Origin of the sequence: Curtobacterium sp. MMLR14_006 (assembly GCF_001864985.1) — a bacterium.
Lineage (GTDB): Bacteria > Actinomycetota > Actinomycetes > Actinomycetales > Microbacteriaceae > Curtobacterium.
Map to the genome: position 1 here is coordinate 198,207 of NZ_MJGU01000023.1, position 22,858 is coordinate 221,064.

Annotated in this window: 26 protein-coding genes and 2 pseudogenes; 8 read left to right on the forward strand and 20 right to left on the reverse strand. The window is 73.3% G+C overall.

What is annotated here, in order from left to right; translation table 11 throughout:
- Nucleotides 1–89 precede the first annotated feature (89 nt).
- Nucleotides 90–614 (reverse strand): DUF2087 domain-containing protein, encoded by a 525-nt coding sequence (locus tag BIU94_RS12690; RefSeq protein WP_071260800.1) that lies wholly within the window; start codon nucleotides 612–614, stop codon nucleotides 90–92.
- Entirely contained in the window at nucleotides 614–1,936 is a 1,323-nt protein-coding gene (locus BIU94_RS12695) for a GNAT family N-acetyltransferase (protein WP_071260802.1), read from the reverse strand. The genes BIU94_RS12690 and BIU94_RS12695 overlap by 1 nt, the downstream gene beginning before the upstream one ends.
- An 80-nt stretch (nucleotides 1,937–2,016) precedes the next feature.
- On the opposite strand from BIU94_RS12695, the gene BIU94_RS12700 reads away from it, so the two are divergent.
- The 3 genes from BIU94_RS12700 to BIU94_RS12710 are packed head-to-tail and all read left to right on the forward strand — an operon-like array spanning nucleotide 2,017 to nucleotide 3,922.
- Nucleotides 2,017–2,391 carry a GntR family transcriptional regulator gene (locus tag BIU94_RS12700; RefSeq protein WP_071260805.1) on the forward strand — a complete coding sequence of 125 codons (375 nt, stop codon included), beginning with the start codon at nucleotides 2,017–2,019 and terminating at the stop codon, nucleotides 2,389–2,391.
- On the forward strand, nucleotides 2,376–3,266 hold the full coding sequence (locus BIU94_RS12705) for an ABC transporter ATP-binding protein (protein ID WP_083404811.1): 891 nt from the start codon (nucleotides 2,376–2,378) through the stop codon (nucleotides 3,264–3,266). Before BIU94_RS12700 ends, BIU94_RS12705 begins: the two co-directional genes overlap by 16 nt.
- Nucleotides 3,263–3,922 (forward strand): ABC-2 transporter permease, encoded by a 660-nt coding sequence (locus tag BIU94_RS12710; RefSeq protein WP_071260807.1) that lies wholly within the window; start codon nucleotides 3,263–3,265, stop codon nucleotides 3,920–3,922. Before BIU94_RS12705 ends, BIU94_RS12710 begins: the two co-directional genes overlap by 4 nt.
- Nucleotides 3,923–4,163: 241 nt before the next feature.
- Here the strand turns inward: BIU94_RS12710 and BIU94_RS12715 are convergent, their stop codons facing one another.
- From BIU94_RS12715 to BIU94_RS12760, 10 genes are all read right to left on the reverse strand, one after another.
- The gene (locus tag BIU94_RS12715) at nucleotides 4,164–5,639 is read right to left on the reverse strand and encodes a cryptochrome/photolyase family protein (protein ID WP_071260808.1); all 1,476 of its coding nucleotides are present in this window, start codon (nucleotides 5,637–5,639) and stop codon (nucleotides 4,164–4,166) included.
- 201 nt (nucleotides 5,640–5,840) lie between these two features.
- Nucleotides 5,841–7,160 (reverse strand): MFS transporter, encoded by a 1,320-nt coding sequence (locus BIU94_RS12720; RefSeq protein WP_071260809.1) that lies wholly within the window; start codon nucleotides 7,158–7,160, stop codon nucleotides 5,841–5,843.
- Nucleotides 7,161–7,212: 52 nt separating this feature from the next.
- A complete protein-coding gene (locus BIU94_RS12725; protein ID WP_139196394.1) occupies nucleotides 7,213–7,956 on the reverse strand; it encodes a signal peptidase I in 744 nt (247 codons plus the stop codon).
- Nucleotides 7,953–8,816 (reverse strand): hypothetical protein, encoded by an 864-nt coding sequence (locus BIU94_RS12730; RefSeq protein ID WP_071260813.1) that lies wholly within the window; start codon nucleotides 8,814–8,816, stop codon nucleotides 7,953–7,955. Before BIU94_RS12730 ends, BIU94_RS12725 begins: the two co-directional genes overlap by 4 nt.
- Entirely contained in the window at nucleotides 8,813–9,406 is a 594-nt protein-coding gene (locus BIU94_RS12735) for a TasA family protein (protein ID WP_071260816.1), read from the reverse strand. Before BIU94_RS12735 ends, BIU94_RS12730 begins: the two co-directional genes overlap by 4 nt.
- Nucleotides 9,407–9,485: 79 nt before the next feature.
- Nucleotides 9,486–10,040, reverse strand: a complete 555-nt coding sequence (locus BIU94_RS12740) for an alternate-type signal peptide domain-containing protein (protein WP_071260819.1) — start codon at nucleotides 10,038–10,040, stop codon at nucleotides 9,486–9,488.
- Nucleotides 10,041–10,397: 357 nt separating this feature from the next.
- Nucleotides 10,398–11,225 carry an ornithine carbamoyltransferase gene (locus BIU94_RS12745; RefSeq protein WP_071260821.1) on the reverse strand — a complete coding sequence of 276 codons (828 nt, stop codon included), beginning with the start codon at nucleotides 11,223–11,225 and terminating at the stop codon, nucleotides 10,398–10,400.
- A gap of 75 nt (nucleotides 11,226–11,300) precedes the next feature.
- Nucleotides 11,301–11,771 carry a hypothetical protein gene (locus tag BIU94_RS17490; RefSeq protein ID WP_071260823.1) on the reverse strand — a complete coding sequence of 157 codons (471 nt, stop codon included), beginning with the start codon at nucleotides 11,769–11,771 and terminating at the stop codon, nucleotides 11,301–11,303.
- The gene (locus BIU94_RS12755) at nucleotides 11,768–12,181 is read right to left on the reverse strand and encodes a hypothetical protein (protein WP_071260825.1); all 414 of its coding nucleotides are present in this window, start codon (nucleotides 12,179–12,181) and stop codon (nucleotides 11,768–11,770) included. Before BIU94_RS12755 ends, BIU94_RS17490 begins: the two co-directional genes overlap by 4 nt.
- Nucleotides 12,178–12,558 carry a helix-turn-helix domain-containing protein gene (locus BIU94_RS12760; protein WP_071260827.1) on the reverse strand — a complete coding sequence of 127 codons (381 nt, stop codon included), beginning with the start codon at nucleotides 12,556–12,558 and terminating at the stop codon, nucleotides 12,178–12,180. Before BIU94_RS12760 ends, BIU94_RS12755 begins: the two co-directional genes overlap by 4 nt.
- Nucleotides 12,559–12,630: 72 nt before the next feature.
- Here BIU94_RS12760 and BIU94_RS12765 point away from each other — a divergent pair, with 72 nt between their 5' ends.
- On the forward strand, nucleotides 12,631–13,041 hold the full coding sequence (locus BIU94_RS12765) for a RidA family protein (protein WP_071260829.1): 411 nt from the start codon (nucleotides 12,631–12,633) through the stop codon (nucleotides 13,039–13,041).
- Between the two features lie 169 nt (nucleotides 13,042–13,210).
- Here the strand turns inward: BIU94_RS12765 and BIU94_RS12770 are convergent, their stop codons facing one another.
- The 4 genes from BIU94_RS12770 to BIU94_RS12785 all read right to left on the reverse strand — a co-directional run bounded on the left by BIU94_RS12770 (nucleotide 13,211) and on the right by BIU94_RS12785 (nucleotide 15,676).
- Nucleotides 13,211–14,044 (reverse strand): endo alpha-1,4 polygalactosaminidase, encoded by an 834-nt coding sequence (locus BIU94_RS12770; RefSeq protein WP_071260831.1) that lies wholly within the window; start codon nucleotides 14,042–14,044, stop codon nucleotides 13,211–13,213.
- Nucleotides 14,045–14,247: 203 nt separating this feature from the next.
- Nucleotides 14,248–14,445: a hypothetical protein gene (locus BIU94_RS12775; protein WP_071260833.1), complete on the reverse strand. Its 198-nt coding sequence runs from the start codon at nucleotides 14,443–14,445 to the stop codon at nucleotides 14,248–14,250.
- A gap of 110 nt (nucleotides 14,446–14,555) precedes the next feature.
- The gene (locus BIU94_RS12780; RefSeq protein WP_071260838.1) at nucleotides 14,556–15,104 is read right to left on the reverse strand and encodes a cysteine hydrolase family protein; all 549 of its coding nucleotides are present in this window, start codon (nucleotides 15,102–15,104) and stop codon (nucleotides 14,556–14,558) included.
- A gap of 44 nt (nucleotides 15,105–15,148) precedes the next feature.
- Nucleotides 15,149–15,676 carry a hypothetical protein gene (locus BIU94_RS12785; protein WP_139196395.1) on the reverse strand — a complete coding sequence of 176 codons (528 nt, stop codon included), beginning with the start codon at nucleotides 15,674–15,676 and terminating at the stop codon, nucleotides 15,149–15,151.
- Between the two features lie 101 nt (nucleotides 15,677–15,777).
- On the opposite strand from BIU94_RS12785, the gene pnuC reads away from it, so the two are divergent.
- From pnuC to BIU94_RS18280, 3 genes and pseudogenes are all read left to right on the forward strand, one after another.
- Nucleotides 15,778–16,443: a nicotinamide riboside transporter PnuC gene (pnuC, locus tag BIU94_RS12790; protein WP_071260840.1), complete on the forward strand. Its 666-nt coding sequence runs from the start codon at nucleotides 15,778–15,780 to the stop codon at nucleotides 16,441–16,443.
- A gap of 61 nt (nucleotides 16,444–16,504) precedes the next feature.
- Nucleotides 16,505–17,155 carry a hypothetical protein gene (locus tag BIU94_RS12795; protein WP_139196396.1) on the forward strand — a complete coding sequence of 217 codons (651 nt, stop codon included), beginning with the start codon at nucleotides 16,505–16,507 and terminating at the stop codon, nucleotides 17,153–17,155.
- Nucleotides 17,122–17,295 (forward strand): annotated as a pseudogene (locus BIU94_RS18280) (hypothetical protein); the annotation flags it as partial. The gene BIU94_RS12795 and the pseudogene BIU94_RS18280, both read left to right, overlap by 34 nt.
- Here the strand turns inward: BIU94_RS18280 and BIU94_RS12800 are convergent.
- The 4 genes and pseudogenes from BIU94_RS12800 to BIU94_RS12815 form a co-directional block, all read right to left on the reverse strand.
- Nucleotides 17,250–18,362: pseudogene (locus BIU94_RS12800) on the reverse strand (ABC transporter permease); the annotation flags it as partial. The pseudogenes BIU94_RS18280 and BIU94_RS12800 sit on opposite strands and share 46 nt — an antisense overlap.
- Nucleotides 18,359–19,297 carry an ABC transporter ATP-binding protein gene (locus BIU94_RS12805; RefSeq protein WP_071260846.1) on the reverse strand — a complete coding sequence of 313 codons (939 nt, stop codon included), beginning with the start codon at nucleotides 19,295–19,297 and terminating at the stop codon, nucleotides 18,359–18,361. The pseudogene BIU94_RS12800 and the gene BIU94_RS12805, both read right to left, overlap by 4 nt.
- A gap of 124 nt (nucleotides 19,298–19,421) precedes the next feature.
- Nucleotides 19,422–21,083, reverse strand: coding sequence for a glycoside hydrolase family 13 protein (locus tag BIU94_RS12810; RefSeq protein ID WP_071260858.1), 1,662 nt, complete (start codon nucleotides 21,081–21,083; stop codon nucleotides 19,422–19,424).
- A 281-nt stretch (nucleotides 21,084–21,364) separates the two neighbouring features.
- Complete coding sequence (locus tag BIU94_RS12815) at nucleotides 21,365–22,093, reverse strand: CoA pyrophosphatase (protein WP_071260870.1); 729 nt, start codon at nucleotides 22,091–22,093, stop codon at nucleotides 21,365–21,367.
- A gap of 101 nt (nucleotides 22,094–22,194) precedes the next feature.
- Here BIU94_RS12815 and BIU94_RS12820 point away from each other — a divergent pair, with 101 nt between their 5' ends.
- A complete protein-coding gene (locus BIU94_RS12820) occupies nucleotides 22,195–22,749 on the forward strand; it encodes a hypothetical protein (protein WP_139195968.1) in 555 nt (184 codons plus the stop codon).
- The last annotated feature ends 109 nt before the right edge of the window (nucleotides 22,750–22,858 follow it).

Consider the following 22,858-nt stretch of genomic DNA (forward strand, 5'->3'; position numbering starts at 1 on the left):
GACGATTGCGTCCGGTACCCGATCGCCTATCGAGACGGCAGTTGTGTCCTCAAGGGACCGCGTCACGGCTTCTCGAAGTGGGTGGCCGGTCACTCATCCCGTGGCGCCTTCTGTGTCGGGGTGCGCTTCGTGCCTGCATCAGCGACCGCGCGAGACTCGGTCGGCACGAGCCGGTAGGACGCACCGTCGGCTGTCCGCTCGAGCACACCGAGGTCGACGGCGTCACGGCGGACGAGTGCGACGTCCTCGGCGACCATCGCGATCGCTGCGTTGAGCACCGGCTCCGGCACGGCGCGTGCGGGTCCGAGCCGGGCGAACACGAGCTCGACGATCCGGATCGACAGCGGGTGCCGCTCGTCGGCCCGCAGCGGCATCCGGCCGATCCGGTCGAATTCGAGCAGCGCGGCGGGCCCCTGCAGGTCGCGCAGCTCCTGCGCCGTCCGGCCGAGCGCGGCACTGTCCGGGCCGTCCTCGCCCAACCAGTCGAAGGCGGCGATCGCGGCGCGGGTCCGGTCGTCGAGTTCCGCGCCCCCGACCACCGCGGCGCGCAGCGTCGGGCTCGCCAGGACCGCGACGGCCTGCCGGGCCCGGGCGAGCGACCCGGCGGCGTCCATCAGAAGTACGTGATCCCGTGCGGCGTGCGCGGCGGGGTGAGCATCGCGCGGAGCAACTGGACCGCCGCGGGGTCGGCGGCCTGCACGAGACCGGCAGCCGCGAGCGTGACGGGGGAGACCGACCCGATGAGCAGCGCGCCGAGCTCGGCGACGTCGAGCCGGACGTCGGACGCGGCCGCGTCGACGTCGTCGGCCAGGCGCGTGACGGATCCCGTGCCCGACGTCACGTCGAGGCGGTACGTGCCGGTGGTGAAGCCGAGCGCGTCGCTGACCCCGAGGGTGAGCGAGCCGTCGACGGCGAACGGCCGCGACCCGAGCACCGCCGCCACGTCGAGCACGCGGAGCCAGACGTGGTCCTCCTCGTGGTCGACGTCGTACGCGCGGTTGTCCCCGAGCGCGGCGACGATCGGGTCGTCGAGGCGCGACCGGTTGTACTTGACGACGTCGTTCAGGTCGACGGAGAGCAGGAACTCCCACAGCGCGGTGTACGCCCGGTCGTCCGTGTACACGAGGTCGACGACCTCGACCGTGGTGTCGGCGCCGCGTTCCTCCTTCACGCGCCAGGTGACGTAGCCGTCGAGCTCTTCGGAGCCCTCGGCCCGGTGCACCGCGGCCCGCACGTCGTGCACCGGCTTGCCGTCCTGCCCGCGCAGCCCGAACACGATCGGCCAGGTGCTGCGGTTGCGGACCATCGAGCCCGGCGTGCGCGCGTGGAAGCGGTCGAACAGCTCGCGGCCGGGGCCGTCGGCGAGCCACTCGGGCGTGACGACGGCGACGGAGCCGGTCGCGGGGACGAGCAGGGGCAGGGCGCGCTCGCGGCGGACGTGCACGGTGCGCTCGCGGATCGCACTGCCGAAGCCGAAGCGGCGGTAGATGGTGCCCTCGGACGCGGTGAGGGACGCCACCGCGTAGCCCTCGGCGATGCCGCGCTCGAGTGCGTGCGTCATCATCCGGCGCAGGATGCCGCGGCGTCGCTCGGTCGGGCGGACGGTCACGGCGGAGATCGCCTGCGTCTCGACCGACGAGCCGTCGCCCCAGCTCAGGGCCTTGGGGAACCACGTGAAGGTGCCGGCCGGCCAGGTCTCGTCGACGGAACCGGGGAAGGGTTCGCGCACGTACACGCCGAGGAAGGTCTCCCCGTCGGCGATGAAGTCCGCTGCCATGCGCGCCGCGCCCTCGGCGTCGGGGTGCGCTTCGTGGAAGCCGAGCCCGACGGCGCGCATCCACGCTTCCGTCTCGGCGGTCGGCGCCCCCTGGTCGTCGGTGCTCGGCGCGAACTCGCGCAGGTCGTAGCGGTCGTCGAATGCGTCGTTGCTGGCCACGACCCGACCCTACCGGGGTTGACGGCGTCGAGGGCTGGTCGTACTGTAATGGTGTACATACACAGTTGTCAGGGAGGAACGTGCGGATCATCCTGTCGAGCACCAGTTCGGTGCCGATGTACGAACAGATCAAGACCCAGGTCCGCAACGCCGTGCACGCGGGGGAGCTCACCGAGGGGGCGCTGCTCCCGTCGCTCCGCCAGCTCGCCCTGGAACTGCGGGTCAGCGTCATCACCGTGACCCGCGCCTACAACGACCTCGTGGCCGAAGGGCTCGTCCGCAACGAACACGGACGCGGCTTCGTCGTCCGCGCGGTCGACGCCGACCAGGCCGACAGCGCCCTGGCGGCACGACTCGACACCGCCACCGCGGAACTCGTGTCCGCGGCCCGGGCGGCCCGCCTCACCATCGACGACATCCGACGGAAGGTCGAAGACGCATGGAAGCAGCACTGAACGACGACGCCATCAGCATCCGGGGCGTCCGCAAGCAGCAGGGGACGTTCGCACTGCGCGACGTCGACGTCACCGTCCCGACGGGCTTCGTCACCGGCCTCGTCGGCCAGAACGGCGCCGGCAAGACGACCCTGGTCAAGTCCGTGCTCGGACTCGTCGGCGTCGACGCGGGGACGATCACCCTGTTCGGCGACGCCGACCCGCTCGACGCCGCCGTCCGGGACCGCATCGGCGTCGTGCTCGACCAGGTGACCGCAGCGCCGGAGTGGCGGGTCGGATCCGTCGGCAAGCGCGTCGGGCTCCTGTACCGCCGGTGGGACGAGCGCCTGTTCCGCGACCTGCTCGACCGGTACGACGTCCCCGTCGGCAACCGCGTCGGCGGGCTCTCCCGCGGTCAGACCGTCAAGCTCTCGCTCGCGATGGCGCTCGCGCACCGCCCGGACCTGCTCGTGCTCGACGAGCCATCGAGCGGACTCGACCCCGTGGCCCGTCGGCACCTCGCCGACACCGTCCGCGAGTTCGTGCTCGACCCCGGGCACACGGTGCTCTTCTCCACCCACATCACGGCGGAGCTCGACGACCTCGCCGACCACGTCGTCGTGCTCGACCACGGCGAGGTCGCCTACTCCGGCGCGCTCGACGACCTGCACGAGCGCTTCGCCGTGGTCCGCGGCGCCGGCGCCTTCCCGGAGGCGGCCCGCCCCGCGACCATCGGGCTCCGGAACGAGCCGAGCGGCCGGTGGGAGGGGCTCATCCGGGTCGACGACACGGTCGCGTTCGGACCCGAGGTCGTCATCGACCGCGCGACCACCGACGACGTCGTCGTCCACTTCGCCGAGCACCGCGAACCGACCCGGAAGGAGCTCGCAGCATGAGCACCGCACTGGCCCGCTTCACCCGTTTCGACCTCACCACGATCGCCCGCACGCAGCCGCTCCGCGTGCTCCTGCCGCTCGGGTTCATCATCGTCTTCTCGGTGGTCTTCCCGGTCCCCGGCACGGGCATCGTCATGGGAGCCGCGATCGCCGCCGTCTCGGCGTCCATCCCGTTCCAGGGCGACGAGCGCGGTCGGCTCGACACCCTCTACGGCATCGCCCCCGTCGGCCGCACGGCGGTCGTGCTCGGGCGGTACGTCTCGATGGTCGTCTTCGCCGTCGTCGCCCTCGGCGTCGGGGTCGCAGCGACCCTGGCCGTCGCCGCCGTCCGACAGCAGGACGTGGCCTGGCCGTTCCTCGCGACCATGCTGCTCGTCGGCGCTGGCGCCGTCTTCGTCGCCGTCGCCGTGCAGCTGCCGTGGTTCTTCGCCCTCGGCTACACCCGGGGACGGCCGATGGTCTACATCCCGATCGCGGTGATCGCCGTCGGCGCCTTCCTGGTCGGGCAGACCGGTCTGATCGGGTCCTCCGGCAGCCCGGCGGACTTCGCGGCCCCGTCCGGGGCGGTCGCCGCCATCGTGCTCGGGGTCGGCGTGGTGCTGCTCGCCGCCTCGGCGGCCCTCGCGGTGCGGCTCTACCGGCGCCGCCAGCTCTGACCGGCACGACCCGCGGCCGTCAGCGCACCGGCAGCAGTCGGGACACGTTCCGTCCCTGTCAGCGCACCGGCAGCAGTCGGGACGCGTTCCGTGCCCGTCCGCGCGCCGGCGGCAGTCGGGACACGTTCCGTGCCCGTCCGCGCACCGGTGGCAGTCGCGACGCAGCCCGGGATGCAGCCCGGGACACGCCTCGGGACGCGCCCCGGGCAGGGGGACCCGGCCCCGTCGCGGGCGCGAGCCGTCAGGGCCGGGTACGCCGGGCCTCCTGGGCGACCACCGCGTCGAGGTCCGGCAGCCGGCGCATCTGCTGCAGCGGCCGGACCATCCGGGGGTTGTCCCGCAGGGCGTCCTCGGCGCGCGCCAGGAACGCCCAGTACCCGGCGGTGAACGGACAGGCGTCCGCGCCGACCCGCACGGTCGGGTCGAAGCGGCACCCGCCGCAGTGGTCGGACATGCGGTCGATGTAGCGGCCGCCCGACGCGTACGGCTTCGTCGCCACCATGCCGCCGTCGGCGTGCTGGGACATGCCGATGATGTTCGCCGGCATCACCCAGTCGGTGCCGTCGACGAAGACGTCGGTGAACCACTCCGTCAGGTGCACCGGGTCGTAGCCACGCTGCAGCGCCCAGTTGCCGAGCACCATGAGGCGCTGGATGTGGTGCAGCCAGCCGTGGTCGTGCAGGCCCTGCACGGCGGTGCCGAGGCAGGCTGCGTCGATCGCGGAGGCGTCGAGCTCCTGCCACCAGTCGGGCAGCGGCTCGTGTGCGCCGAGGGCGTTCTCCGAGGCGCCGTACTCGTCGCCGAACCACCAGTAGAGGTGCCAGACGTAGTCGCGCCAACCGGCGACCTGCCGCACGAACCCCTCGACGCTCGCGAGCGGCGCTGCCCCGGTGCGGTGTGCCTCGAGCGCCGCACCGACCACCTCGACCGGGTCGAGCACGCCGAGGTTCATCGGCACGCTGAGCAGCGAGTGCGCCATCGTCCAGCCGTTCGTCAGGGTGGCGTCCTCGAACGGACCGAAGTCGCCGAGCCGCACCGCGACGAAGTCCTCGGGCGCGAGCCGGGCCTCGTCCGCGGTGACCGCGAACCGGCGTCGGTCGTCGCGGCCGACGAACCGGACGAGGCCGTCCCGCTCCCACCGGTCCAGGTCGTGCCGGACCTGCTCGTCGACGTCGTCCTCGTCCGGCCACCACGGGTCGGGCAGCCCGAGGGTCGTCGCGCCCCGCGGCGGCGGCTCGCGGTTCTCGTCGTCCAGGCTGAAGCGCCCGCCGACCGGCCGGTCGCCGTCCATGAGCCAGCCCTCGCGGCGGCGGACCCGCTCGTAGTGGGCCTCCATCCGGAAGCGCCCTGTGCCCTGCGCCGCCCACTCGGCGAACTCGGCCTCGTCGGTGACGAAGCCGCGGCTCGGCAGGATCTCGGTGTCGTGCCCCCAGTGCCGCACCTCGGCGCGCATCGTGCGCGAGGGCGGGTCGACCGCCTGCAGGCCGCTCCGCCCGGCCAGTGCCTGGCGCAGGGTGTCGACCTGCACGTGCTCGGCTCGGTCGCCGAGCTCCCGGACACGGTGCCGCAGCGCGCTCAACCACAGGTGTGCCTTCGCACGGTGGACGGGCCGGGCCGCGAAGAACTCCCGGGCCTCGACGACGAGCGCGGGGCCGCCGTCGTCGAACAGGGGACCGTACTGGCCGGGCAGGACCAGGCGGCGGCGCGCTTCGGGCATGTCAGGACGCTACCGACGACCGCTGACGGTCGCGCCTGCACCCGACCGATCGACGGACGGGAGGCCCGGGGCGGCGCCGCCCCGCGCCTCCCGTCCGTCGTCGCGGTGCGACCAGGTCACCTGCCGCGGTCGTCCTGCCGGTACCGGTCGGCGACCGGAAACGGGACCATGACCGGGACCGGGACCGCGCGGCGTCCGCCGTCAGGCCCCGCGACCGACTGGTCGCCGGACGGCGCACCACACCGCCGCGGCCAGGGCGAGGACGGCCGCGGTGCCCCAGCCGGCGGCCGGGCTCGCGGCGGTCGTGACGAGGACGACCGCCGACGTCCCCACGGCCGTCCCGAGCTGGGCGCCGGTGTTGACGATGCCTGCGGCGCTGCCCGCCAGGGTGCCACCGACCGAGGTGCCGAGCCCGGTCGCGCTGACCGAGGCCGCGGCGAGCCCGAGGCCCAGGACGGCGACCCCGCACCCGATGCCGAGCCAGGACCCGCCGGCGACCACGAGGACGACGTTGCCGGTGCCGACGACCAGCAGCCCGACGGCTCCGAGCCGGTCCGGACCGAGGCGGTCCGCCAGGCGCCCCGTGACCGTCGACCCGAGCACCACCGCCAGGCTGAAGGCCATGAGCGTCAGTCCGGAGAGCAGCGCCGGGATGCCGAGCCGGTCCTGCAGCACCAGGGTCGCGACGACGGACGACGAACTGGTGGTCGCGGTGTTCACGAACGACTGGGCGGTACCGCGACGGAGCGGACGGGCGGCGAATGCTGCTCGGGGCACCAACGGCGACCGCGCGGTGCGGAGTCGCCACACCAGCGCCGCCGCGACCAGCACACCGACCAGGAGCAGCCCGGCACCGGCCGCACGGCTGGTCGACCGTTCGAGCAGCGCCGTACCGGCGACCACGGGCATGACCGCGGCGACCAGCAGCACCGCGCCGAGCACGTCGAGCGGAGCGCGGTCGCGATCGCCGGGTTCGTCGTGCACCACCAGGAGCACCCCGGCGGCGAGTGCCGCGGCGACGGGCGCGTTGACCCAGAACACCGCGGGCCAGCCGAGCGCCGAGGTGAGGACCCCGCCGACCAGGAACCCGGTGGCGCCCGCCGCCGCCCCGACCGCGCTCCACGCGGCGAGGGCGCGCGACCGTGCCGACGGTGCCGGGGTCGCGTGCAGGAGCAGCCGCAGGGCCGACGGGGCCGAGACCGCGGCGGCGGCTCCCTGCACCGCCCGGGCGACCAACACCTGCGGCAGGGTGTCCGCCGTCCCGCCCACCACGGACACGGCGCCGAAGGCCGCGATGCCGACGAGCAGCACCCGACGGTGTCCGTACCGGTCGCCGAGGCGGGCACCGAGGACGAGCACCGCGCCGAAGAACATCGCGTACGTCGTGGCGACCGGACCGGCTGCCCCGGCGTCCGCGCCGACCCCCTCGAGGATCGCGGGCACGGCCGTCACCACGCTGGTGACGCCGAGGACGTCCACGAACTGCACCAGGCACAGGACGGTCACGACGGCGGGACGCATGCCTGCACCGTACGTGACGTCGGCTCACTGTGTCGCTCGGGGCGGCCAGTCGTCAGCGACGTCCGCTCGGCGCGGCCCGTCGGGTGCCCCGACCGCGCTGGTGCCGGGGGAGTGCGGCACCGTGCAGGCGGCGCGTGGGGCCGGCACGGCGGGCGGTCCCGACGTGACGCCGCCGGTCGGTGCTGCCGGTGCTGCCGGTGCTGTCTGTACTGATGCGCCGTCGTCCGTGCCCGCGCTGCCCGGACGAGCGCCGGACCGCGGCCGTGACGCCCCTCGTCACCAGGACCGCGCCCCAGGCGATGAGCGCCACGGCGACGGTCGGCACGAGCCAGCCGCGCGCGCCGTTCACGGCCTGGTTCACGTACCCGACCACCGGGACGCTGTACCAGACGACGCCGCGCACCTGGGCGGAGGACACCGGAGCGTCCGCCTCGGCGTTGGCGTCGCCCTTCGTCGTGAACGTGGACGCGCCGTCGGAGGACCGCGCGACGGCGACCACCCGGTGGCTGACGAGCACCTGTTCGCCGGAGACCGCCTGGTAGGTGACGACGTCGCCCACGGCGATGTCGTCCGGCGGGGTCGGCCGGACCACCAGGAGCGTCCCGGGTGGCAGGGTCGGTTCCATGGACTCGGTGAGGACGGTCAGCGGCACGGACCCGGTCGCCTTCGGCACGACGACGAGCACCGCGGCGAGTCCGGCGAGCAGCAGGAGCAGGCCGACACCGAGACCGCCGGCGACGGCGCGTGCGACGGGCCACCACGCGCTGCGGCGGACGTCGGCACCGCGGGCGGTCACGCGCCGCACCGGATGGTCGTCCCGTCGGGGTCCGCGGAGCGTGTGACCGGGCCCTCGCCGGCGACGGTCGTGGTCGGACGCCCGGCGTCGTCGAGGACCTGCACGACCACGGTCTGCGTGCCGTCGGCGGGCAGTTCGTCGGCGCGGACGGTGAGCTGCCCCGGGCCTGTGCCCGTCGGCGACCCGACCGCCGTGCCCCCGACGAACGCGCCGTACGGGGTCGTGTCCGGTCGCGTCGACGTGGGCCACGTGATGTCGACGGCGGTGCCGTCGCGCTCCGTGCAGGTGATCGCGGGTGCGGTGTTCAGGTAGAACCCGCTCCGGGACGCGTCGGACCGCCACGTCCCCGTCGTGCTCACCGCGCTGACGACGATGTTCGCGCTCGACTCGGCCGGCGTCCCGGCCTTCGGGGTGCTCCGCGTGCACCAGACCGCGCTCCCGCCGACCGCGAGCGGTGTCGTCAGGCTCGGCAACGCGGCCCACGTGCCCGAGACCGAGCCGGAACCGACCGGGGCGTCGTCGGTGCAGGCGCCGACCGACGGCACGCGCCACGCGACCACGTCGATCCAGGACGCGAGCGGTTCGGGCGTGCCGCTCGGGGACGACACGGTGGTCGTCGTCGTGCCCGCGATGTTCCCGGGGTTCCGCAGCGTGACGGCCTTGGTCACCGAGGGGGCCAGGGAGGAGAACGTCGAGGACGTCGCGCCGCTCGTGGCGAGCGAGGTCGCCGGCTTGCCCATCGTCGTGCTCGACCCCGTGTCGCGGCTGGTCGACCAGAGCGCCCAGGCCGTGCCGGACCCGCTCGCGAGGAGGACCGAGCAGATCAGGACGGCGAGCAGCAGGCGCAGCCGGCCGCTCACGGTGCCACCTGCGTGCCGCTGACGGTCAGGGTGAAGTCGGTGACGGCACCGGACACCGACTGCGGGGCGTCCGTCGACAGGGCGACCTCGATGCAGGCGGTCCCGGTGGCGCCGACGGGGAGTGTGTAGTACCCGCTGCCGGTGTCGAACGAGGCGAGCGGTCCGCGGGCACCGCCGAGTCCCGGTCGGCACGACGACGCGGAACCGACGCTCGACAGGTGCAGCGTCTGGGAGCCGAGGACCTGCGCGTCGGTGGCGTTGCCCCAGGTGACCTCGGTCGACGACGTCACGACCCGGATGGACAGCGGGACCGTGCCGGAGTTCCGGACGGTGAACGTGCCGGTCGTGCTGGTGCCCGGGCCGAGGGCGGGTGTCCGCGTGGTCGAGAGCGCACTGACCGACAGCGCGGCCGTGCCCGACCGGATGGTCGCGCCCTGCGTGGTCGCCGAGGCGTTCCACAGCGCGTACGTCCCGCCGGACCCGAGCAGGGCGACGAGCACCCCGGCGGTCAGGGCGGCCGCCGTCGTCCAGACCCAGCGGTGACGCCGGGGCGCGCGGTGCCGCCCGGTCGGACGGGCCCTGCCGGTCATGCTCGTGGCCTCCGTGTGGTGTGACGGTCGACGATGGGGTGGGTGCGGCCGGCGCCGGACGTGCCGGCCGCCGCGGACGTCAGGAGCCGATCGTGCGCTGCTGCAGCGTGAAGGTCAGACCGCTGACGTCGACGGTGCCGTCCTGGCCGGTCTCGGCGGACTCCGGCAGGGCGATGGTGAAGAGGACCTCGACGGTCGTCGTGGCGTCCGACGGCGCGACGTCGAAGGTGTTCGAGCCCGGGTCGGACTGCGTCACGGCACCGCTGTCAGAGGTGACCGACAGCGTCCGCTCGGTCGCGTCGACCAGGGCAGGGTCGCCGGTGATGCTCTGCGGCTGGTAGGTCAGGGCCGCGGACATGTCGTCGCCGGTCGCCTCGACCTGGAGCGTCTGCCGGAACCGGTAGGTGTTGCCCGGCACCATGCGCACGTCCGCCGGTCGGATGACCGCGGAGCGCCCGTTCGTGACGTCGGTCCACCGACCGTCGTCGACCGCGTGCAAGGACAGCGTGCCGGAGGCCACGGTGCCGGCCTGGGTGGACGCCTCCGCGTTCCAGAGGGCGAAGGTGCCGGCGCCGCCGAGGAGCAGGGCGATGCCGGTTGTACCGGCGATGGCGCCGGTGACGATCTTGTGCACGAGGGTTCCGTTCCTGCGCAGCGCACTGCGCTTCCGGGCAGCACTGTGGTTCGGGTCGGCGTGCTGCGGTGACGGTGTCTCCGGTCCAGGGGGACCGCCGGCTGACCGGTGCCGGTGCGGATCCGCGGGCCCCGGTTCGATGACACGGAACGGGCCCGGATCGCGCTTGAAGACGACCGTACGCCCGCCCACGAGCGCGGGCACCGCGAATCATGCGCTTGCATGCACCCAGAACAGGGGTGATTTCTGTCCGCCCTTGTGCGGACCGACTTGTACCCCGATTTCACCGGGAGATCTGGGCACGCCCGTGATCACTCCGAGCACGCGTCACGCGGTCTCGGCACGATCGGCGCACGGTCACACCGCGAGGTCGAGGCAGTACGCCATCACGGCCTGCTGCACGGGCAGCAGCGCCGCCTTGAAGCCGTGCCCGACGAAGGCGCGGTGCTCGAGCGCGTCGGCGGTCGCCTCACGCCCGCGGATGAACGGCGGGCACGGAGCGAACCGCACGCCTTCCGGCGCGTGGTCCAACAGCTCGGCGGTGACACGGTAGGGCGCCAGCTGGTCGCCGTGCGCCCCCGGACCGTCCGTCAGCACCACGTCGGCGGAGCGGATCGCGTTGTCGAGGTCCTCGTCGAGACGGACGCCCGCCATCGCGAGCGCCGCGGGGCAGCTCTGCACCAGGTCGAGGCCGAGGACCTGCGCCGCCTCGCGCCAGGCCCGGCCGATGTTGCCGTCGGCGCCGACGAACAGGAACCGCAGGGACCGCGGATCGACGCCCTCGGCACGCAGCGCGAAGAGGTCGGACAGCACCTCGCAGGGGTGGTCGACGTCGGTCATCGCGTTCACGACCGGCAGGACCCCGGCCGCCGCCAGCGCCTCGGCGACGCGGACGTCGCGGTGCCGCACCACGACGAGGTCGGCCCAGGACGACAGGTACGCGGCGACGTCCGACAGGTCCTCCGGCTTGTCGAGCGTCTGTTCCGGGAACAGGATCGGCTGCAGCCCGAGCAGGGTCGCCCCGCGCTCGAACGACACCCGGGTCCGCAGGCTCGTGGCGGGGAAGAACAGCACCGCGCACCCGTCCGTCACCGGCCCGCGACCTGCGCGGTAGGCGTCCGCGAGCGCGAACACCTCGTCGACGTCGGAGGCGGACCAGTCATCGAGTCGGACGAGCGAGCGCATCCGACCACCGTACGGGCCGCCCGGTCGGCCCGGTCGTCGCCCTGGTGGTCGCGGCGCACCGCGGAGCGCGTCGCGTCAGTCGGGGGTCCGCTCGCGGCTGAGCGCGACCGCGAGCGCCAGGCGTGCCGACGCGAGCAGATCCGGATCGCCGTCCAGCCGCAGCTCGACCGCCCTGCGGAAGTCATCGACGGCGCGGTCCGCCCGGCCGGCGGCGAGCAGGGCCTTCCCGCGGTGCTGGCGCATGACGGCCTCGTGCCCGGTGCCGACGCACTCGGACACCAGGGCGTCGTACTCGGCGACCGCGGCATCCGTCTCGCCGAGGTCGCGGAGGCAGTCGGCCCGCAGCGCGCGCACCCGGCGCGACGGCGCGTGCCCGTCGAGCAGGTCGAGCGCCGCCGCCGCACCACCGCTCCACAGGAGCTCGAGCGGCTCCGCCAGCGGGTCGCCGGTCAGACCGAGACGGAAGGCACGGAGGTCCGTGATCTCCGGGCGCAGGTCGTCCGCCCGGATCACCCAGCCCAGCCCACCGACGACGTGCGCGGTCACGGCCGGGTCCGGAACGGCCAGTCGGCCGGGTGGGTGAAGGGCGTGGCGACCACCTGGACGGGGTCCTCGTGGACGACGTGTCCCGGTGTCCGCGTCCGGAGCTCGACCCATGCGACGCCGTACCGGTCGAGGAGCGCGAGGTACGGCTCGCACAGCTGCAGGCAGGACGCGGCACCGTCCCGGAACCAGGACCGCGCTCCGGGGTGCAGCACCGGGTCGTAGCAGTCGGGTGCGACGGTGGTCGGGTCCGCGTAGTGCTCCTCGGCCCGCGCGTTCGCGCGCGCGAGCCAGTCGCGGTCGGCGTCCTCCAGCATCCCGTCGTGGCGCAGGCCGTTGGCCAGGGCGAACACCCCGGGGTGCCGCCCGTGCCGGTTCGGCACCGCGCTCTGGTACCGGACGAACCCGGTCACGCGTCGAGCCCGTCGTCGAACGTGCGTCGTGCGTCCTCGATCGCCGGCATGTGTCGGGACGCCCACGCCAGGATCAACTCGACCGGTGGCCGCAGGGTCTTGCCGAGCGGCGTGATGCGGTACTCGATCGCGACCGGCCGGGTCGCCAGCACGACCCGTTCGACGATGCCGTTCCGCTCGAGGCGGCGGAGCGTCGCGGTGAGCGACTTCTGCGTGACGGCGGGGATGCGGCGTCGGAGTTCGCTGAAGCGTGCGGGGCGCTCGCACAGTTCGTTCAGCACCTCGAGCGACCACTTGTCGAGCACCTGGTCGAGGAGTTCGCGGTGGGGAGCGCTGATCGCGAAGCGGGAAGCAGTGTCGTGGGCGGTGTCCGTCACGAAACCCAGTCTCGTTGAAGTGACCGCCGGACACCAGGTACCCATTGGATACCGAACAGAAGGAGCACCACCGTGCACGTCGAACTCAGCTCACCCGCGGGCCTCATGCAGCCCGTGCCCTACCACCACGTGGCCGTCGCCACCGGCACGCGCCACGTCCACGTGTCCGGCCAGATCGCCCGGACCGCCGACGGCGCACCGGTCGCGCCCGGCGACCTCGCCGGACAGGTGGCGCAGGCCCTCCGGAACACGCACGTCGGTCTCGCGAGCGCCGGGGCGGGGTTCTCCGACGTCGTCCGGCTCACCTTCTTCGTCACCGGCTGGGCCCCCGAGCAGATCGGTGCCTTCATGCACGGCGTGGACGCTGTCGCCGAGGAGCTCGGTCTGCCGACGCCGATGCCGCCGGCGTCGCTCATCGGCGTCGACTACCTGTTCGAGCCGGACGTGCTCGTCGAGGTCGAGGCGACCGCCGTGCTCGCCTGACCCCACCGCGGTCGGACGGGGTGCATCGCTGCCGCCGGTCCGGTCGCCACAGGTCGCCCGCGACCGTCGCGCGGCCGTGTGGGGACCGGCTGCCGGACGGGAGGCGCGGGCCGGGCCCGACCCGCGCCTCCCGTCCGGTGGGTGTGCTCGATCGCTCCCGGCCGTCGGGTCAGCAGGACTCGTAGTGGTACCGGCTGTTGCCCTTCGGGACGACGTCGCGGTCGCGGAGGATGACGGAGATGTTCCTGCCCTGGGCAGCACATGCCGTCCCGTAGGCGGTCTTGCCGTTGTCCGTGTACTCGATCTCGATGACGTTGTTGCCGTACACGCTCGTGTAGTCGGCGCACTCGGTGTTCACCTGGCACTCTTCGGCGATGGCGAAGTCGAACTTCGCCGTGTCCTTGCCCGCGGAACCGAGATCGGTGGTGTTCTTCTGGGCGATCGCGAGTCCTGCGGCGTGGGCCCGGGTCGCGAGGAGGGTGCCGTAGGCGATGGCGTTCGCCTTCGTCAGCTTGTTCCCGACACCATCTCGCGTCCAGGAGTCGAGGTTGTCCGGCTCCACAGCCTGGAAGCCGCTCGTGCCGCACGCGTCGATCCAGCCTCCGACGATCGACGCGATGCTGCTGCGCTTCGCCGCGGTCGAGATGTCGAGGATGCGCTCGTCGGGCCAGTCCGGGTCGATGACCTCGGAGCCGTTGCTGTTCTTCAGGATGAGGTCGGGGTGCTCCGTGTGCCAGAACGACAGCTCGTCCGGCTGCGTCTGGAACGCATTGACGTAACAGATGTTGTACCTGCCCGCCACGGGTGCCGCGGAGCGGTCCCGGTCGACGATCGACACCGTCGACGACGGCGTGTACGCCCCGCCGATCTGGTAGTCGAACTGGCCGTTCACCGGGGGGAGGGTCACCGCCGCGGCGTTCGCGGACGACGAGCCGGCGACCGCGGTGACGACCACCGCGACGGCGGCCGCGAGCAGAGCGACCGAACGTGAGAACCTGCGCATGGACTTCCCGATCTTCGGGTACCCCGCCTCGAGCTCATCTCTGGCGTGTGGTGCCGGCCCGCCGTCGCCGGCGTCCGGCTGGGCTCCCCGAGACGGGATCACCGTACGTGCGCCGGACGTCGTCGGCCACGGTGCCCCGAGAAGCGCGCAGCGATCTTGCGCGTTTCCGGACCCTTGGTTCGCCCTCGAGCCGCGTGGAGACCTCACCCCCACACGGAGAACGCCACGATCCCGCCGACGACGATCGCTGCGACGGGGACGAGGAGGACCCAGTCGTGCCGGATCGGTCCCCTCCCCGGCTGGTGGTCGCGCTGGAAGGGCGCGACCGGGTTCCCGCTCACTCCCGGCAGGAAGTCGGTGGAGTGCTGCCGAGCCGGTCGGTCGGGACGGTGGTCGGTCATGTGTTCCCCCGGTGGTCGTTCCGGGCGTGACGTCACCCGGTGTGCCCGATCCTGCCGGATCGACCGGGCGGTGGTCGCTGTTCAACGGAGTGTGACGCTGCCGGAGGGCTTCAGCGATCCTCCGGAACGAGGTCCACACGGTCGTGGGGCACGGCCGCGAAGCGCCGGCCGGGGTAGCGCAGCCCGCTGAAGTACATGTTCGTGTGGGCGATGACCTGTGCTCCGGTGATCGCCACCCCGTCGTGTTCGGAGTCGGTGGTCGTGTGCGCGTCCGACACCAGCGTGACGTCGAACCCTCGTGCCGCCGCGGCCTGCGTCGTGGTGCGGATGCAGTGGTCGCTCTGCGCGCCGGCGACCACGAGGTGCCGGGTGCCGAGACCGTCGAGGACCGCGGCGAGGTCGGTGGCGGCGAAGGCGTCGCGGTAGGTCTTGCGCACCAGGGGTTCGTCCGCGGCGCGACGGAGCGGCGGCTGCAGCTCCCACTCCGGGCTGCCCTCGACGAAGTCGTCGTGGTCCTGCACCCAGACGACCGGCACGCCCTCGGCCCTGGCCCGGTCGACGAGGGCAGCGGTCCGGGCGACGACCCCGTCGGCGTCGGTGCAGCCGGGCAGGACCCCGACCTGCAGGTCGATGACGAGGAGGACAGTCGTTCCGCGCATGGTGTGATCCTGCCAGCACCACCGTGCGGGCGGCGCACGGCCCGTCAGTCCGTCGCGCCCCGGGGCGGATCGACGAGCAGCCCGACCCGGTCGGCCAGGTAGTCCTCGAGCGGCACCGCGGCGCCGGCCGTGGGGGACCAGCGGACGAGCGGCGCGTCGCCGTCGACGAAGAGCACCCCTTCGGAGCCGCGCAGCGAGTCGTCCAGGGGGAGCGGCACGGCGTCGTGGTTGACGGTGTCCCCGTCGCGGAAGTGGCCCTTCGCCGCCGCCGCCCGGTACGCGCGGCGGACCTCGGCGGACACCGACACGAACTGCGACCTGCCGGGGTCGGTCACGCGGGTGATCCGGCCGGTCGCCCAGACGCGGCCCGCGGTCTCCGACGACGAGCCGAGCAGCAGGGCCCCGACGCGCCAGACCCGGCCGAGCGGACGCATCACGGGCTCGCGACGGATGCCGAGCACCGCCTTCGGGCGCACGTACTCGCCGAGCGCCTCGTCCGGCACCCGCGCGACCTGCAGCCGTGCGGCGGCTGCGTCGAGCAGCTCCCGCGTCCGCCGTACCCCGTCCGTCACGGTGCACGAGCGTAGTCCGCACACCGTCACGCGGCGCCGCACGGCGGCCGGAATGCCGGGCACCCCCGTACCGTTGGACCGGTCGAATCCGAGGAGGGCCCATGGGCATCGTGCGTTGGCTGTTCGACGCGCAGATCGTCATCGGTGACCAGACGGTGCTCTGGCGCGAGGTGATCGGCAACGTCTTCGGCCTGCTCAGCGCCCTCGGCGGCATGCGCCGCAAGGTGTGGGCGTGGCCGGTCGGACTGGTGGGCAACGCACTGCTCTTCACCGTCTTCATGGGTGCCCTGTTCGACACCCCGAACCCGGTCAACCTGCTCGGTCAGGCCGGCCGCCAGGTCATGTTCATCATCGTGAGCGTCTACGGCTGGTACCGCTGGACGCACCGACCGGAGCAGGCGACGACCTCGATCGACCCGCACTGGGCGTCGTGGCGCACGCGGGCGCTGCTCGTCGTCGGCATGGTCGGCGGCACCGCCCTGCTCACCCCCGTGTTCCGGGCGCTCGGGTCGTACGAGCCGGTGTGGAGCGACGCCTGGATCTTCGTCGGGTCGCTGCTCGCCACCTACGGCATGGCGAAGGGCTGGGTCGAGTTCTGGCTCATCTGGGTCGCCGTCGACCTGGTGGGCGTGCCCCTGTTGTTCTCGGCGGGGTACTACGCCTCCGGCCTGATGTACGTCTTCTACGGGGTGTTCACCCTGACCGGCTTCTTCGTCTGGATGCGCCAGCGCACCAGGCCCTCGGCCGCCCCCGTCACCGTCGGCTGAGCGCGTCCGGGGGCAGCGCCGGGGCACGCCCCCCGGTCGGGGTCACGACAACGGCCCGCCGATGCGGTGGAATGAGCAGATGGTGACCCTGCACGACGCGCGCGCAGAGGACGACCAGTCCCTCGCGGAGCGCACCGTCCGCGGCGCGATCCGCGCCTACCGTCTGCACTCGTTCAACGAGGTCGACGCCGCCGTGGTCGCCGAGGTGTCGTGCGTCCCGCTCGAGACCGTCGAGCGGCTGTTCCCCGCGTGGGACGCCCTGCTGCTCGTCACCTACGACCGGTGGACGCAGCTGCGGGGGACCCGACGGCAGGCACCGCCCGCGTGCACCATCGACCACGTGCGGATGACCCTGGCCGAGGACGTCGCCGACCCGGGCCTCGTGCGCCTGCTCGCCGGGGTCGTCACCATCGCGAGCTCGGAGTCCCGGTTTGCGGACCTGTTCCGGAAGCGCTTCGAGGAGTACGTCGAGGAGCTCGCCTGCGGCCTGCAGGGTGACTTCGACCGCGGGACGGAGGAGTCGGCGATCCCGGCGCACCAGGCGGCGACGCAGCTGCTCGCCGTCTACGAGGGGATGCAGATCCAGATGCTCGTCCGCCCCTACGTGGACGTCCTCGTCGAGTTCGACCGGGCGGTCCACACCCTGCGGCAGGGCTGGCGGCAGCGTGAGGTGCACTCGTGGGAGATCGAGGCGATCACCGCGGGCGTCTGACCCGCCGCCAGGACAGGACCTGCCGAACGGTCACCTTCGAGCCGTACTGGGCGACCGAGTGCCGGAACAGGTACTGCGCGAACCACAGGAACAGCCCCGCCACGACGAAGACCTCGGCGACGCAGACGATCGACTCGACCACCGTCAGCGAACCGACGGCGTTCCGCACCATCGCGGTGACGGGGGTGAACGTCGGGAAGTACGTGAAGAACGTCGCGACCGGTGACGACGGTGTGGTCATCACGAAGAAGGCCGCGTAGATCGGGATGATGAGCGCGAAGATCGCCGCCGACTGCAGCGCCGAGGCGTCCTTGATGGACGGGACGGCGGCGCCGACGGCGACGAACAGCCCGGACGCGAGCAGCACGCCGCCGACGAGCAGCAGCGCCCCGACGAGCATCCGCCACGGGTCGACGACCACGCCGCCGAGCCGCGACGCGACGAGCGGCAGCAGGGCGGCCGTCCCGACGAGGCCGGGCACGACGAACACCGCGACCTGCACGAAGCCGACGAGCAGCATCGCGATGAGCTTGCCGCGGATGAGGTCGCCGGCGGTCACGGTGGTGAGGATCATCTCGGAGATGCGGTTCTCCTTCTCCTCGACCACGACCGTCACCATGCGCGAGGCGAGCAGGATCACGAGCCCGAAGAACGCCGCGACGTAGAGCAGCGGCGGCACGATCGACAGCCAGCCGGGAGCCACGGCGCCGTCGGCGTACGTCGTCAGGTCGGTGTCCGGCGGGTTCCGGAGCAGGTCGACCGTCTCGGGGTCGTCGACGGCGGTCGCGACGCTCTGCTCGAGCACGCGCTCGGCCAGGGTCGAGTAGCCGCCGTTCACGAAGAGCCCGCGGTCGGCGCCGTCGATGCGCACCGGCTGCGACGACGGCGACGCGGGGTACTCGATGAGCAGGTCGAGCGTGCCGTCGCGCACCCGGTCGCGGTCGGCGCCGACGTCGTCCGAGGGGGAGCCGCCCCACCGCGCGGCGATCCGTTCCGACACCAGTCCGGAGTGGTCGACGTAGTGGAACGGGGTCTTCGTGGCGGACGTCCCGCTCACCACCGAGGACGTCCCCGCGGCCTGGCCGATGCCGACGAGCAGGGAGACGACGACGATGACGACCGGCAGCGCGAGCGTGCCGATCCAGAACGCGGGCTTCTTGACCGCCCGCACGAACTCGAACCGGACGACGGTGCCGAGACGGCTCACGCGCGGGCCCCCGCACCGGCGGCCTCGGCGGTCAGCGCGTCGTGGCCGTACACCTGCACGAAGATCTCGTCGAGGGGGATCCGGCGCATCGCGAACGCGGTGACGTGCACGCCGGCGGCGACGAGCGACGCCAGGATGTCCGCGCCGTCGGCGGCCGCCGCCCGGGTCGGCACCAGGTAGGCGACGTGCCCCTCGTGCCGCGCGAGCCGGTACAGGTCGGACGGCGGGACCGTGCCGTCGACCCCGACGCGCGCGACGGCGCCGCCGAAGGCGTCCTGCACGTCCGGGATCGTGCCGTACGCGGCGGCGGTGCCGTCCTTGAGCAGCAGGATGCGGTCGCAGAGCCGTTCGACCTCGTCCATGTGGTGCGTGACGAGGATCACGGTGGCGCCGTCGGCCTTGCGCTCGGCGACCAGGTCGAGGAGCAGCCGTCGGTTGACGGGGTCGAGGCCCTTCGTCGGCTCGTCGAGGATGAGCAGACGCGGCCGGTCCATGATCGTGATGCCGAGCTGCACCTTCTGCTGCTGGCCGCCGGAGAGCTTGTCGACGCGCGCCTTCGCGCGGTCCGCCAGGCCGACGCGGGCCAGGTAGTCCATGCTCCAGGCCGTGGCGTCCGTGCCGCGCAGCCCCCGCAGTCGACCGAAGTACGACATCACGTCGATGACGGACTCCTTGCGGTACAGCCCGCGCTCCTCGGGCAGGTAGCCGATCCCGCCGGTCGCGGGTCGGTACGGTTCGCCGTCGATCGTCAGGGTGCCCTCGGTCGGGACGGTGATGCCGAGCAGGGCCCGGATCGTGGTGGTCTTGCCGGAGCCGTTGCTGCCGAGCAGCCCGAACGTCTCGCCGGGGGCGATGTCGAACGACAGGCGGTCGACGACGGTGCGGTCGCCGAACCGCATCACGAAGTCCCGCACGTCGATGCTCGCCCCGCTCATGCCGCGACCCTACCGGGACCGGCTGACGGATCGGGACGGTGACGACGGACGGACGGGAGGCCCGTGGCGGCGCCGCCACGGGCCTCCCGTCCGTCACCCGGTCGCGTGCGTGACGCGTGCCCGGTCAGGAACGCAACCAGGCGGTCCCGACGCCGGCCAGCGTGCCGTCGGCCACCGGAGCCGAGGCGAGCAGCAGCTCGCCCGACGGCAGGGCGAAGGGCTCGTCGCCGAACACCGTCACGCTCGTCCAGCCGTTCGGACGGCGGAAGGCGAGCACGTCGTCGCGACCGGTCTCGAGCCACTCGAGCCGCTCCTCGGACTGCAGCTGCCCGCGCAGGGCGAGGGCCTTCCGGTACAGGTTGAGCGTCGAGTCCGGGTCGGCGTCCTCGGCCTCGACGCTCGACTCGGCGAACCAGGCCGGCTGCGGCAGGTGCGAGCCGCCCGGACCGAAGCCGTACGACGGGCCGGAGCGGGTCCACGGGATCGGGACACGGCAGCCGTCGCGGCCGACGTCGACACCGGGGTTCCGGAAGAACGCAGGGTCCTGGCGGTCGGCGTCCGGGATGTCGCCGACCTCGTGCAGGCCGAGCTCCTCGCCCTGGTACAGGTACGCGGAGCCGGGCAGGGCGAGCTCGAGGAGCGTCGCCGCCTGCGCGCGGCGGAGTCCGAGGGCACGGTCGAGGTCGTCGCGGGAGCCGCCGGCGAGCAGCCAGGCACTGCCCTGCTTGTCGGGTGAGCCGTTCCGCGGCGGCAGCGCGTAGCGGGTCGGGTGGCGGACGACGTCGTGGTTCGAGAACACCCACGTGGTCGACGACCCCGACTGCTCGGCGAGCCCGAGGTTGAACTCGATGATCTCCTTGAACGTGCCGGCGTCGAAGTCGGCCTCGAGCAGGTCGAAGTTGAACGCCTGGCCGAGCCCGTCGGCGCTCGCGTAGCGCGCGCGGCGGTCGGCCGCGACCCAGGCCTCGGCGACCGCGGTGCGGGCCGGCGTGTACTCGTCGAACACCTTCCGCCACTCGGCGTAGATCTCGTGCACGTCGTCGCGGTCCCAGAGGATGTGCGAGCCGTCCTTCGGCGCCGCGAGGACCTCGTCCCACGTCGGCAGCTCGCCCTCGGGCAGGTCCTTCGCCAGCCCGTGGGCGACGTCGATCCGGAAGCCGTCGACCCCGCGGTCGGACCAGAAGCGCAGCGTGTGCAGGAAGTCGTCGCGGACCTCGCGGTTCGCCCAGTTCAGGTCGGGCTGCTCCTTCGCGAAGTTGTGCAGGTACCACTGGCCGTCGCCGACGGGGGACCAGGCCGGGCCGCCGAAGATCGACACCCAGTCGGCCGGCGGCTCCTGGCCGTCCGGGCCGGTGCCGTCGCGGAAGACGTAGCGGTCGCGGGCCGCCGAGCCCTTCTCCGACGCCAGGGCCTCGCGGAACCACACGTGGCGGTCGCTCGTGTGGTTCGGGACCACGTCGACGATGACCCGGATGCCGGCGCCGTGCAGGGCCTCGACCAGGCGGTCGAAGTCGTCGAGGGTGCCGAGCCGCGGGTCGACGTCACGGTAGTCGTCGACGTCGTAGCCGCCGTCGGCGAGGGCGGACGGGTAGAACGGGCTGAGCCAGACGGCCTCGATGCCGAGCGAGGCCAGGTAGGGCACGCGCTCGGTGATGCCGGGCAGGTCGCCGATGCCGTCGCCGTTCGCGTCGGCGAACGAGCGCGGGTAGATCTGGTAGACGCTCGCCTGGCGCCACCAGGTCTCGTCGGTGGCTGCCGTTCCCGTCGTGGGCAGGACGTCGGTCATCGCGGTGCTTCCTTCGTTGTGGTGGTCGTGCCGGTCCCTGCACTCTTCTCCGGTCCCGCCGGGTCCGGCCGGAGGAACGCGGGAGTCTCCCAGCTCCGGTCGGGCGGCGCGCGGGGCGCTCTGGGCTCGGGTCGGGGTGGTCGGTGGGGCGCGCTCGGCGCCGGTCGGGCGGTCCGCGGGGCGCTCTCGGCGCCGGTCAGGTGGTCGGCGGACAGCTCTCTGCGCCGGTCGCGGCGGTGGGCTGAGTGCTCTCGGCTCGGCTCGGCTCGGCTCGGCGCCGGTCAGACGGTCGGCGGCAGTGGGACGACGCGGTCGGCGTCCCACGGCTCGGTCCAGCCGAGCCGGTCGAACAGCGCGTCGAGCAGTCCGGCGGTGAACCCCCACACCAGGTGCGGTCCGTGCGCCGACTCCACGGTGAACGCGGGGCCGCGCCACTCCCGCCCGCCGTCCCGCAGGACGGTGACGCCGCGTCGGGCCGGGTCGAGCAGGTCCGCCACGGGCACCCGGAACACCGCGGCCGACTCGCGTTCGTCGACCACCCGGATCGGTGACGGCTCCCGCCACCAGCCCAGCACCGGACGGACCAGGTGGTTCGAGTGCTCCAGCGGCACCGCGGGCAGCGTCCCGAGCACCTCGACGCCGGCGGTGTCGATGCCGGTCTCCTCACGGGCCTCGCGCAGGGCAGCGGCGGTGGCGTCGCGGTCCCCGGGGTCGATGCGGCCGCCCGGGAAGGCGACCTCGCCGGGGTGCGAGCGGAGGGTCGCCGCACGGGCCAGGAGCAGGACGTCGAGGTCGCGGCCGACCGCCGGGGCACCGGTGGGGTGGTCGCCCGGCGTGCGGGTGCTCGGGACGTCGTCGAGCACGCCGAAGAGCATCAGGACGGCAGCTCGTCGTGGGCCGGTCGGGGACCGCCTGTCGACCGACCTGCCCGCGGCGGGGCGGTCCGATTCGACGACGCCGGCGAGCGCGGCCCGTGCTGCGACTGCTGTCTCCGGCCGGTCGATCGTCACCGGTCCAGCCTAGGCGGCGCGCTCAGCGCTCTCCCGGCCGGGTCCGCCACGGTGGACCAGGAACGGGTCATTCGAACGTCTGGGGAACAACGATGGACCGCATGCGTGCACTGCCGCTGCCAGCACTGCTGCCGCTGATCTTCGCGCTGCTCTTCGCGGCGTGGTTCGCCCTCGGGGTGCTCGTCGAGGGCGGCGACTTCGCGCCGCTCCAGCGGGCGGTCGGCGCGTTCGTCTACGCGGGCGTCGCGACGGTGTGCTTCGGGTTCGTCATCCGCAACCGCCGTCGGCGTCTCGGTGGCGCGCAGGCCTCGGTCGCGGTGCAGCGCGCGGTCCGGACGGGCGTCCTGCCCGAGGACGAGCGGGTCGACACGACCGTGTGGCGCCCCGAACTCGAGCTGCTGCGGAGCCGGTACCGCTCCACGCTGGTGATCGTCCCGGTGATGGCAGTGCTCGGCGTCGGGTTCTCGGTCTGGGCCGCGTTCACGATCACGCCGCTGTGGTGGGGGTTCCTCGTGGTCTTCGTCGTGCTGTCCGCCTGGGGGTACCGGGACGCCCGACGGTCGGTGCGCTCGATCGACGGACTGCTCCCCGCCCTTGAACTGCTCCCCGCCCTGCCCGGGTCGTCGAGCGTCGCCCCGGTCCGGGATCCGGCCTGACGACACGGACCCCGGACCGGATGGCCGCCCCGTCACGGTCGTCGCGCCCCGGTGAGCTCGGGCGCGACGACCGCAGCGGGGCGCGATCGCGCAGGCCCCCTCGGGCCCG